Origin of the sequence: Pelotomaculum sp. FP (assembly GCF_004369245.1) — a bacterium.
Classification (GTDB): domain Bacteria; phylum Bacillota; class Desulfotomaculia; order Desulfotomaculales; family Pelotomaculaceae; genus Pelotomaculum_C; species Pelotomaculum_C schinkii.
Map to the genome: position 1 here is coordinate 31,296 of NZ_QFGB01000034.1, position 11,738 is coordinate 43,033.

Genomic DNA, 11,738 nt, shown 5'->3' on the forward strand with positions numbered 1-11,738 from the left:
TTTTACCTTTTGTCAACATTCCTTCCGCTTGAAACCTTTGCCTCCATGAAAGCGTTGCCGCCAATTCGTCCACTGCTTCTTGTCTTTCACGGATATCGTTGCTGTTTCCTACCAAACCCAGAAACAATCTGCTGAGCTGGTGTCTTCCCGTAAACGTGTTTGCCGTATTCATCCATTGAAATAAGGAATTTTTACCGAAAATATCAAGATCTTCCGAATAGCTATGGCCGCTATCCCTAAAATCCTCCCCACTATCCGCAAATGTATTCCATTCACCTTTTAACCTTTTAAGCGAATAGGTATTGATATCACGAAGCAAAGTTGTATATTCCATATTATTTTTAAGCTTTTCATGGCGTACGACCAAATAAACAAACATGGCTCCAAACGCAACAAGAACAGCAGTTAAGAGGATGTAGCTCTGCACCATATACAGCGGTACAGATGCCCCAATTCCCGCGATAAATACTGCCGGTCGTAAATTTATAATATAACGCTCCGCCTTTTCCTGTTTCTTAAGCAGCTTATTATAATTGTCTTCTCTTTTTTTATATCTCTGTTCTATTCCGGTCAAATCTCCAATCCTTTCTTTTTAAATATTGTAATCAGTATCCCTGAATGAAGCAAATAGAAAAGAGAAAAAAAGGCCTACCGGCAATAAATTATTCCCTTATTTTCAACTTTTTCATTGGCTTACCGCAAGAGCGCCAACGCTTTTGGTAAAATTGAAAATTCCAAAGATCGGGAACATGACCACTGGACCGGCATAAAAAAACGCCGCACAAGCAAGCTTACAAAAGTCCTCTGCATATCTATTCCAGTTTTATATGCCGCGATTTAGCCAGACACTTTTTATCGCCGGGGCTTTCTTCCCTCAGTACCCGATAATACCCCGCACCGCCAGCCTCATTTGTTTCTTTGCCTCAAGCAGCGGTTCGCGAACTTCTTCCGGTATTCTTGCAAGGGCCTTTTTTTCAAGTAACTGCTGGATTTTTTGCAGATCTCTGACGGGGCATTCATCACATGCTCTATTTGTCATTTGTTTACACCTCCAAATTTAATTTTCAACACACCCGACTCCAGTTTAGCGCCCAGCGCATCCCGCCCCAGGAGTATACGGGGCAAAAAGATATTGCGCTTGTAATCTCCGACCCTGACGGTCAGTTCGTCTCCTCGCTGGGAGAGCGTGATATCTCCTTTTTGTGCAAACGGCAGGGCCATGTCCAAAATATACCCCTCGTCCGTTTGACTGATTTTCTGTGACTGTCCGCAGTAGAAAAACTGTCCGGGAGGATTTCCTTCGAAACACTCGCCTTTTTTCAAGGTCCGCAAAACCTACGACTTCCTGGCGGAATAACGGAACGGTGAAAACGGGTATAGGGCTGAACTGGGCCTTGATATACCGCAGGTAGGAATGCTGCAGTTCCCCCCATTTTTCAAAATACCGCCCCAGCTCCACATCGGGTAGCAGCCGGTTAACAATCACGGCGTCAGTGCTGAAGCCATACAGGTTTAAATACATAAAGCTCCTTTCGGCTTCCCGGATCACCATCTTCTCGGGATTCACCACCAGCCTGACGGAAGTAACCTCCTGATCCGTTAAAAGGACATGCATTTCACCAAGTTTCTGAAACAGTTCCGCAATATTCCCGCACTCTATGAATTTCCAGTTTACCATTGGCCCTTGTTATTTTTCAGTGTCTTGACCTGATCATTGAAATCACAAGTCCTAAAACAATCATAACGGCCAATGCCAAACTTATTTTTAATACTGCCATATTGAAAAGATACATTTCACTGCTTGTGTCCGCACTAAGACCGGAACTAATAAGGACTCCGGCGATAATAATGCTTACAGCAAGTAATATTACACTGAAGGATATCCTGTTGAAAATCCGTTCCAGTCGCCTTTGAAACGTATCCATCTTTTTCATCTCAAATTGAACGGTAAAATTTTCATCCGCCGCTTTATGAAATAGGTTGCGTATAGCAGTTGTAAAATCGTTCAAAAAATTCCCGTAATCCAATAAGCTATTTTTTATTTGGGCTCTCAATTTCTTGGCTGAAAATGGCTGAAAGAGTAGTTTTTTAGCAATGGGTTCTGCAATAACAAGGGGGTTAAGATCAGGGGCAAGCTTTTCCAACAACCCTTGGAGAGTTCCCAGCGACTTGGCTAACAACGCAAATTCACGGGGTATTTTTATATGATTTAAAAACGCAATTTGAAAGATTTCATGAAGAAGCCCATCAATTTTCATCTCGCTCATAGGCATAATAAGATATTTTTCAATAATTGCGTCTACATCCTTTTCAAATTTTTTCACATTGCTTCGATCAGTCATGGCCTCCATATCAAGGATAGAACTGACGACCATTCGACTATCTTTGAAGGCAACCCCTATAAAAAAATTTGAGATCATACCTTTCCGGGATTCATTGAGGCAACCTACCATCCCCAAATCTAGAAATACGATCGTCCCATCCGGCATAACCTGAACATTGCCCGGATGCGGATCCGCGTGAAAAAAACCGTCTCTGAGTACTTGATTGCACATGGACGTGGCAAGCTTCTCAGCGACCTTTCTTCGATCAATGCCGGCCTGCTCCAGGGCTTTTAAATCGCTGATCTTGATACCTTCAGAATATTCCATTGTAAGTACGTACTTTGTTGTATAGATCCATTTTACTTTGGGAACAGTGACACCTTCGTCGCAACTAAAATTGCACATGAAGATATCAGCATTTTCTCCCTCTTTAGTAAAATCCAATTCATTTTTGATCATGTTTTCAAAATCCGCCACCATGCCGCCGAAATCATAAAACTCTCCGTATTTTGTATGGTGATCAACAAAACGCGCTATATCATGTAAAATGTCTAAATCCAGCTCTATTAGCTTTTCTATTCCCGGCCTCTGAACCTTTACGGCGACTTGTTTTCCCGAGAACAGTTTTGCACGATGGACCTGGGAGATAGATGCCGCAGCTACAGGTTCTTCATCAAATTCTTTATAGATGTTTTCTAGTCTGTCTTTAAATTCAGTTTCAATAAGCGTCTTTACTTCTGAAAAGGGGAATGGATGCACCGAATCCTGAAGTTTTTTAAGTTCTTCCGTGATATCAAGCGGTAAAATATCCTGTCTTATACTCAAAATTTGACCCAGCTTAATAAATGCCGGGCCAAGTTCTTCCAAGGCTAACCTCAATCTTTTTCCTGTTGAAGCTTCGGTATTGTCAGGTATGATACCATCATCCAGAACCCTGGGTTTTTTCTTTAGAGGATTGGGGAAACCAAGCCGCTTCAGCAGCAGCCCGAAACCTTGCTTTGTAAAAACAGCGATAATCTCCCTATATCTGTTGACACGAATGTGCCTGTAATCCATCATATCAGCTCTATCCCGCGATCTTTAAATATTTTAAAAACATAAAAGGCCCTTAAAGCAGAATGGAAAGGGCACATTACTACCATGAAAAAGTACCCGGTTAATTCTGTGCCCTTTCCCAAATCTGCCGATTTTTCAGTCCTATGAAGCATCTTTCTCTTTACTTAACGTCCTCATTTTTAATGAACCCTTGTTCACGGAATGCTTGCTGTATTTGCTCTCTAACAATTTCTCTGATTTCACCGGTTCTAACAAGATCTTCTTTTCTTGCCACATTAACATTATCCAGAGCTTTTATAACCTCACCTTGAATCAGCTTTTTCAGTTCTTCTTTCTGCTCTTCTCCTCTTCGCACAAGATCGTCCGCAAACTCACGGGCATCCTTTTTCGCTACCTCGCCTTTATCGATCAATTCTTCTACCAGCTCTTCCACTTTTTCACGAGAATACATCAAAAGCCCCAATCCCAAGTTGATTGATTTTTTAAATGAATTTGACATAAAACGCACTCCTTTTTAATTTATAGGTTTAATAACATTATGTGTTGAGTCAGCCAACACCAGATCCGGCTCTAAGCCTTCATTGTCTCCCCCATTATCTCTCTTTTTCGATATTTATATTCACTTCCTTCACTGGGGTCGCTGGTCTTTAGGCATCTACTAATCTCTTCGGCCACATAGCTGCCTACTATTTCCCCAGTTTGGATGCACTCTTTAACCCGGTGAAACTCGTGCCACCTCACGCCTTGAAGAGAAGGCTTCAACAGCCAGTAATGCATGGAGGAAGTAACCACCGGAGAAATATTAACACCCTTGGTATCGGGCAGGCTCTCGCTTTTTATGACGTAAACGACCTCGCCTATCTTCTTTTCATAGGTGACCGATTGTTCTGATGTGATCATAAAATCATTGTTCCTTTCTTTTTTCTTCGATCAGTTATTTCATACTTAGCATAATTATGATAATATTAAGCTAAACTATATTAGGGGTGAAAAACATGCCGCATATCAGACCCGTATCCGACCTTCGCAACAATTTTGCCGATATATCAAGGACCGTCCATGAAAGCGCCGAGCCTGTTTTTTTAACAAAGAACGGTTACGGCGACATGGTTGTCATGAGCATGGAGGCCTTTGAGCGCCTTCAGTTTGACAGCGAGGTCTACTTCAAACTGAAGGAGGCGGAGCTGGAAGCCAAGACCACCGGCAAGCGCTTTACGCATAACGAAGTGTTTTCAGCCCTGAGGCGCAAGCTTCAGGAGAAGGCGGCGGAGGATGTATAAGCTATCGTACCTGCCACTCGCCAACCGTGATATAGCTGACGCCGTAAATTATATTGCCGAAACGCTCGCCGCGCCGAAGGCAGCTTTCGACCTGCTCAACGCATTGGACGGATCCATATCCCGCCTGAAGGATTTTCCGTATTCCCGTCGCGTTTATCAGCCGGTAAAACCTTTGGAGCGGGAGTATCGCATCATGGCCGTCAAAAACTACGCCGTCTTTTACACCGTCAACGAACAGGAAAAGCTCGCGGAGATTTATCGCGTAATCTACGCAAAGCGTGATCTTGAAAAACAGCTTCCGCTACCGAACAGTCACGGGATTCCAGAAGGGAGGGTTGAGCCTTCTTGAGGAGTACAGAAAGAAAAAATGAGGGCAACACAGTTGACATCGAAGCTGCAATCGACTACTGTCCCCTAAAAATGAAGCCCGCAGCTTCTATAAAGGTGGATTACAAACACCTAAATATTAAATGCCCCGAGGCATGACCATGTTAAGTCTGCTTCGGGGCGTTTCGTATATAATTTAGTCTTGGGAACAGGGCATGGCGGCACGTTGGTATCTGGCCTGCGCGTCGGCGGGTGCTGTTCTTCTAAGTCACCTTAACGAACATGCTATGGGATTTCAACAGCGCTTGGTTCTGTCTGCTGCTATGAGGCCGGAAGGGGATTGCTTCCTTCTGCGGCAATTATCTGTCTGCCATAGTTTGGGTGCGGCTCGACAGGTGTTTTTAACATTCTCGGCGCTCCGAGGCCATACAGCGGCGCACAATGCAACATCGGCGATAACAGCTATTACAGTGATAATATATTGATGTTACTATTTCCTTTTATTTGTATGAAAATCATTGAATCAACCCCAGCGACAGCGCAAAGCTATGTACCGCCAGCAGCCTGATAATGGACGATATCACTCTGACTCTTTATTCATGTCTTGTCTCCAATATCGCGGCTTTCCGGAAATGTCTCCCGTTATTCTGTAAGCGGCTGGCAAACCGGGCACCAGTAGACCGCGCCGCCCATGTAGGCAGCCTTTTGTATTTCCGCGCCGCAGACGGAGCAGGGTTTCCCAACTGTGTTTTTACTGAGAATGGTCTTGTATCCGCCCGAATTGCCGAACAAATCCTTTTCGGTGTCGCGCCCGCACAGACTTGTCATATCCGCAAGTATATCCTTTACCGCGTGGAACATCCCGTCAAGCTCTTTCTCCGAAAGCGTTCCCATCTTGCGTTTTGGATGGATGCCGGCATAGAACAGGATATCCTGCAGCACACCGTTGCCGAGGCCAGGGATGCGCTGCCCAGTGGCGAGAAACGCCTTGCTTGATAGTTTTTCCGGTACGCCGATGTACAGTGCGTCAAAGTACGATCTGTCAAAGGCATCGGTCAGAGGCTGGGGCTTTTCTTTGGCAACAAGGTAATATTTATTATCATGCTCACCATCCATAAATGCCAGAACCGAACCGTACATCTGTACAGAGCAGGCTAGCACACTCCTGTCATCAAGCTCAATCAAAAGCTGGTGCTTCGACGGCGCTTTGGTCGAATCATCATAATAACGCAGGTTAGCACCGTCACCGAGGACGATGCGGCGGTTGCCGGCGGCGATTTCCACCATCGCCCCGATGCCGAAACTGTCTCCGACTACCTGCCCGGTAAGGAGCGCATCATAATCCGCCGGGTCGCCGTGATAAAACGCGAACTTGTGGGGTGAGGCACTGGCGACGACCCTGCGGATTGCTTTTCCACGCACCGTTTCATTCAGCTGTCTGGCGATAGTCGTACTCTCTGGTATTTCGAGCATATATTGGACCTCCCAGATAATGATGACGCGACAGTAGCCAGCATTCATTGTCACATGTTTCCATTATATGGCTTTTCGGCTAGCTTCAGAGTTTCTTCATAGGTAAAGCCGCTTTTTTAAAGTGTACACGCTTTGAGCGGACATTGTGTGGATAGCAGTAGGCGGATAGCAAATCAAGGTCGAGTGTGTCAAAGCCGTATCGCACGATTGTCTGCACCACTTCTGTCATATAATCTTGTCCCTCGTAAATACTACAAATGGAGAACGATTTACCGCACTTACTTCGCGAATACTGCAAATATTTCAACTTCGCCTAATAGACACTTACAATATTACGGAAGATAATCCTCCCGCACCGGGGCAAAGACTTCCACCGCTACGGAATCTTTAATTATTTTCGCGGAATGTTCCGCATCACCAGGAATAACCCAACTGTCCCCTGGATTAACCTCAAATTCCTCACCTGCAATAAAGAGAACTGTCTTTCCAGAAACCAAGTAGCCTGTTTGTTCCTGCGGGTGGCTGTGATTAGGTAAGATTTTCCCTTTTTTCAAAAGAAATTCGGTCATCAAGGTCTGTTCACCATGAACAAGGGTTTTTCTTTTAATCCCGTCAAAAACAGCAATATATCCTTGGTCACTTTTAACCTTAAACATCAATATACTAACTCCTTCCTTACTCCTAAAAATTGCTTCAAGATACTCAAGCTGAATTATGCATTATAGCAATCGAAGTTAATCCATTACAGGTTTATCCTAAATTAATCAGTCTCAAACCTTGTCTGCAACTAATCTGCAGTATTCACAACGATAATCAATAAATAGCTGATTATCCTTTTCTAGTTCCCATGGTTCTCCACATATTGGGCAATTAGCCTTATGAGAAGAATAATACCGGAAAAGATAATAGAAAAATGGTTTACCCGTTGCTAATCTCTATAGTAATATTTTCCACATGAGGAACGGGTAGTCCTTTTTTCTTGGAAAAAATATTCTAAATTATTACTACATATAGAAGCGACAGCATTAAAAATAAATCGGTAAGCAGGGAGATAACTGATGAAAGGGTTGGAAGTATTATCAGCATAGTGCTTGATAAGCTGGAACAGGACGAGGGTTGTTTGAGCAACTATTATAACAGCAATAAGGGACAACGGATATTATAACAGTTAAAAAATTCACCTTCATTAGTTCAAGATTTATTAGGTATACTTTATTTATACTAAATAAAAGGCCACAATTCTACAGAGATAAAAAACTAAACCAATGCTTACAGGAAGAATTAACAAGGCTCCCAGCCAGGAAAAGACCTGAAAACCAGCAGTAATACTAATTAAAAGAAAACCAGGAAGTGTCATGATGAATAAAAATTTACGTAAAGCAAGATGCTTGTCCTCATGATTCCAATAAAATAGTTCAATGAACTCGGAGGCCAAGCTTTCTTTCCAATATAGACCGACAAAATTTATAAAAACAAATGCAAAAACTAACCAAATCAGCCACTTTAAATTGCATGGTATACCCATTATGAACAAGATACAAATCAATACAAATTGAAGGTACTGTGATAAACTCCGACCATTTCTTAGTGTTGATTTAATACATAACTCAGCCAATCCGTTCACTGCATTACGCTTTTTAAAGATGAGATTCGAACGAGAGAAAAGCCAAGGGCGTTTTCTTTGCTTCCTAGGCTTTTTAATATTTACCCCCGAGAAGCCTAGTAAAAAACTTACATATTTTAATTTTTCACTCTGCTCCCTCGCAACATCCACAAAAAAGCTGCCTTTGTAGTTAAGCCTTTTTATACTTAACATTCCGATAGCAATAAATAAGATCAGGATAGTTATCATGTAAATTATGGAATCATTGAGGATGTTAGGAACGAAGGTTGCGAAAAGTAAACTTCCCAAGACCATCAAACCTCTTACAACAACAAATTGCCGCCAACCATAAAAGCGTAATGTCAAAAGCTGTTTGGTCAGCCCCAGAAATACTTTTGACAAGAAGGTTATAAAGAAAAGGGATATCAACTGAATTTGAGAAAACTGATAATGCTGAAGGATAAAAGGAGCCAGAAATAAAACGAAAAACATACTTAACAGAAAGTTCAGGGAAAAAGAGTATATAAGTCCATACTTGATAATTTGTTTTAGCCATTGTTTTTCATATAGTAAAAAAAGTTGATCCCCTTCCCGGAGAAATATCCTGATCTTCCCTGACCAGGCAAAGAAAAAAAAGATAGCGAAAAGTAAGCCTACCGGCAGTAGATTAAGCCAATAAGGAGGATCTTGCCACCAGAGCAGATATTGATTAATTCCCAGAGCAATGGCAGGAATCACGATATATAAAGCCACGGTCCAATCAATGATGGTCTTCCAAACACTAAACTGAAACTTTAATTCCGATGAAAGCCGTCTAAAGAATAATTTTTTTGGTGACATCATGATTGCTTCTCCAAAATAAAATTAAAGCAATCAAAAAGAGATGCCCCCGGCAGATGGCATTCTCTCCGAATCTCATCCAGTTTTCCCTGGGCTACTAGTTGACCGTCGGCTATCAAAATGATAGTATCACATATCCTTTCAGCTATATCTAATTGGTGGGTTGAGATAAGTATCCCGGCCCCCCGTATTCTTTCCTCGTTTAAGAATCGCAAAAACTCCATAATTGCACGAGGGTCCAGTCCCACAAAAGGCTCGTCTATGATATAGATCTCTGGTTCAATTATTAGACCTATAACAATCATGACCTTTTGCTGCATGCCTTTAGAAAAAGTGGCTGGGAAATGATGTTTTACTTCCTGCAAACGGAATATGTTCAATAGTTTCTCGCCTTTGTCCAGAAAAATATTTCTCTCTATCCCATAGACTGCTGCTGCCAACTCCAAATGTTCCCATAAAGTTAGTTCTTCATAAAGAACTGGCTGTTCAGGTATATAGGCAAAATTCCTATTTTGACCTACAAATTGCACTTTTCCTGCTATCTCTGGTAAGAGACCTAAAATGGCTTTAATAATGGTACTTTTTCCAGCACCGTTAGGGCCAATCAAACCCGCCATTTCACCTCTTTTAATGGAAAAATTAATATTATTAATCGCCTCCTTTTTCTCAGTATAACCTGCCTGTTTAATTTCCACTTCCAAGACATTCATTCGGTAACACATCCTTAAAAATAGATTTCAGCTACAACTAAGCAGATTATGGGATATTTGCTCAGATAAGAATTTTATTTAGCTTTTCACTTGATTTAACTTCTTTACTTCTAAAACTTTCTTGATTTTTCTCATTACGCTATTCGTTGAATTATATAATAAGGGCGGTGGACTTCAACACTGATTTTATTCGCTAATATAAAGAATGTGACTTAATTTGTACAGATTTTGCTCATTTATCGGAATTGTCAAAAGAAAAAATATACCGTATGTCAGTAAGTTGTTTTCCCATAATTTCGAAAATGCATTCATCTTTATTGCATTGCAACTTATTCTTTTCGTAGAAACGTCTTGCTCTTTGATTTTCTTTAACTTCTTCAAGTTTGAAACTTTAAATTTAGAAATCCCCTAATAACAAGGCTTCGAAGGCAATATTAACAGACGTACCACTACACTCCTTCCGTTTCAGGAAAGAGTGTTAGGTCAATATATTCCGGTTTTTCTCGTTCTTTCGTAGGTTTACTTTTGTTCTCTAACTTAGCAATCTGCAGTGGCGGGCGAATGCCAAGCGCTCGAAAGGCTTCATTAGCTTTGCCAACCAGTTCTGTGCGGCACAAATATCGGTCTTCACCGATGGTCATTTCAACAGCCCTTAGCTGTTGCAAATCACGTAGCAAATAAAGGTACTCAACTTCAATATTTTTCTCAAGAAGCTTTCTTCGCAGGGCTGATTCCAGTACCAAGGCCAAGAAGCACACCATAATGTGACCACGTACCCGGCTGTCTTTCCAGTGATAAACCGGTCGCAAATCAAGACTGGATTTAATCTCCCGGAAAGCCCGTTCTACCCGCCACAGGTCCTTGTAAGCAAAGGCTGCCTCGGCTGTGTGAAGCTGGGAATTAGTGCGAAGTACATACTTACCGTCATAGCGGGCTTCTCTTTTCAGAAGCTGCCGGTTAATATCGACGACTGCATCTTTATCCAGCACCAGGTAGCGGCGGTAACCGCTATTGCCGACCAGTGACTTGACCCCATAGCTTTTAATCTGGCTTTCCAGCTTTGCTACCATTTCCTCACGGGCTTTTTTGTCATACTCAGCCTGCAGAGGGTTGTAGTAGATAATGTAGCGGTTGGCATCGCACCAGACTTCTTTTACTCTCAGTTTATCCCGCACAACCTTGTACTTAACGCCGGTTTTAAGTACCTCGCCGACTTCTTTGGCTTTGCGCATACGCATGCCGACTATATATTCAATGTGGTTTCGGTCCAGTTCATACAAGATTTCTTTACTAACCATGCCCCGGTCTCCGACAAAGACCACCCGGCCCAGGTTAAACCGTTTGCGAAAGTCAGCAATAATTAGCTTGAAAGTCACAGAATCAGGGGTGTTGCCCGGAAATACCTCATGGGCGATAGGAATACCCGTCTGAGTCATCACAACCCCAATCATCACCTGGAGACGATCCGGACGGTGATCTTTGGAATAACCGTAGTGAGCCAGTTCAGCAGGCCCTTTTCCCTCAAAATATGTTGAGGTGGTATCCCAGAAAATCATGTCCACCTTTAAGTCAAAATAGGTTTGAGTGCGATTAAACAGCTCAAGCTCGATGCTTTCCTTGTGTTCGGCGAGCAGATCGAGGGAGCGGTAAAAATGGTGCAACTCCAAGTTTGAAAAAGCTGGCCGGTACACCTCATTGATCCAATGGTTCACGCCGCGCTTGGAGAGTGGGTCGCTAATTCTATTAAGTACCATGGCATAAACAGCCTCGGCAAGTTGTTCAGATGTATAGGCGCTGGAGAAAGACTGCTGCAAAATAGCATCCAGGTGAAGCTTGTCCCAGAGATGACGAAAGGTGAATTCTAGTCCCCACTCTTTGGCATTGTGGACCAATAATTTTTGAGCCTCAGACTGGATCCACTTTTTCTCGGAGAACTTAGCCAGACTGGCGATCAGGCGGTCTATATCCCCATCCTGCAGGTCTTCAATGCGGCCCATGTTCTATTAAGCCCCTTAATTGAGTTTGAGCCATACCCCCTTATTAATATAAACTAATATTAACGGAGGGGTATGGATGAAACGTAAAAGATATCCTCAGGATTTCAAAGAGCAGCTTGTTAAAGAAG

General features: G+C 42.6%; 13 protein-coding genes. 3 read left to right on the plus strand and 10 right to left on the minus strand.

Annotated elements, in window-relative coordinates:
* Positions 1-874: 874 nt before the first annotated feature.
* The 5 genes from Psfp_RS21740 to Psfp_RS13445 form a co-directional block, all read right to left on the minus strand.
* Positions 875-1,039, minus strand: a complete 165-nt coding sequence (locus Psfp_RS21740; protein WP_192895426.1) for a hypothetical protein — start codon at positions 1,037-1,039, stop codon at positions 875-877.
* On the minus strand, positions 1,036-1,323 hold the full coding sequence (locus Psfp_RS22280; protein WP_243120644.1) for a hypothetical protein: 288 nt from the start codon (positions 1,321-1,323) through the stop codon (positions 1,036-1,038). Before Psfp_RS22280 ends, Psfp_RS21740 begins: the two co-directional genes overlap by 4 nt.
* 371 nt (positions 1,324-1,694) lie before the next feature.
* The gene (locus Psfp_RS13435) at positions 1,695-3,383 is read right to left on the minus strand and encodes an AarF/UbiB family protein (protein WP_134219053.1); all 1,689 of its coding nucleotides are present in this window, start codon (positions 3,381-3,383) and stop codon (positions 1,695-1,697) included.
* A 157-nt stretch (positions 3,384-3,540) separates the two neighbouring features.
* Positions 3,541-3,879: a hypothetical protein gene (locus Psfp_RS13440; protein WP_134219054.1), complete on the minus strand. Its 339-nt coding sequence runs from the start codon at positions 3,877-3,879 to the stop codon at positions 3,541-3,543.
* 71 nt (positions 3,880-3,950) lie between these two features.
* Complete coding sequence (locus tag Psfp_RS13445; RefSeq protein ID WP_134219055.1) at positions 3,951-4,280, minus strand: hypothetical protein; 330 nt, start codon at positions 4,278-4,280, stop codon at positions 3,951-3,953.
* Between the two features lie 95 nt (positions 4,281-4,375).
* Between Psfp_RS13445 and Psfp_RS13450 the strand changes: the two genes are divergently transcribed.
* The 3 genes from Psfp_RS13450 to Psfp_RS21745 are packed head-to-tail and all read left to right on the plus strand — an operon-like array spanning position 4,376 to position 5,146.
* A complete protein-coding gene (locus Psfp_RS13450) occupies positions 4,376-4,660 on the plus strand; it encodes a type II toxin-antitoxin system Phd/YefM family antitoxin (protein WP_134219056.1) in 285 nt (94 codons plus the stop codon).
* Entirely contained in the window at positions 4,653-5,009 is a 357-nt protein-coding gene (locus tag Psfp_RS13455) for a type II toxin-antitoxin system RelE/ParE family toxin (RefSeq protein WP_134219057.1), read from the plus strand. Before Psfp_RS13450 ends, Psfp_RS13455 begins: the two co-directional genes overlap by 8 nt.
* Positions 5,006-5,146 carry a hypothetical protein gene (locus tag Psfp_RS21745; RefSeq protein WP_192895427.1) on the plus strand — a complete coding sequence of 47 codons (141 nt, stop codon included), beginning with the start codon at positions 5,006-5,008 and terminating at the stop codon, positions 5,144-5,146. The genes Psfp_RS13455 and Psfp_RS21745 overlap by 4 nt, the downstream gene beginning before the upstream one ends.
* 483 nt (positions 5,147-5,629) lie before the next feature.
* On the opposite strand, the gene Psfp_RS13460 is transcribed toward Psfp_RS21745, so the two are convergent.
* The 5 genes from Psfp_RS13460 to Psfp_RS13495 all read right to left on the minus strand — a co-directional run bounded on the left by Psfp_RS13460 (position 5,630) and on the right by Psfp_RS13495 (position 11,610).
* A complete protein-coding gene (locus Psfp_RS13460; RefSeq protein WP_134219058.1) occupies positions 5,630-6,460 on the minus strand; it encodes an endonuclease VIII in 831 nt (276 codons plus the stop codon).
* Between the two features lie 332 nt (positions 6,461-6,792).
* Positions 6,793-7,116, minus strand: a complete 324-nt coding sequence (locus Psfp_RS13470; RefSeq protein WP_134219060.1) for a cupin domain-containing protein — start codon at positions 7,114-7,116, stop codon at positions 6,793-6,795.
* Between the two features lie 560 nt (positions 7,117-7,676).
* A complete protein-coding gene (locus Psfp_RS13480) occupies positions 7,677-8,906 on the minus strand; it encodes an ABC transporter permease (RefSeq protein ID WP_134219061.1) in 1,230 nt (409 codons plus the stop codon).
* Positions 8,903-9,613: an ABC transporter ATP-binding protein gene (locus Psfp_RS13485; RefSeq protein ID WP_134219062.1), complete on the minus strand. Its 711-nt coding sequence runs from the start codon at positions 9,611-9,613 to the stop codon at positions 8,903-8,905. Before Psfp_RS13485 ends, Psfp_RS13480 begins: the two co-directional genes overlap by 4 nt.
* 449 nt (positions 9,614-10,062) lie before the next feature.
* Entirely contained in the window at positions 10,063-11,610 is a 1,548-nt protein-coding gene (locus Psfp_RS13495) for an IS1634 family transposase (RefSeq protein WP_243120645.1), read from the minus strand.
* Positions 11,611-11,738 lie beyond the last annotated feature (128 nt).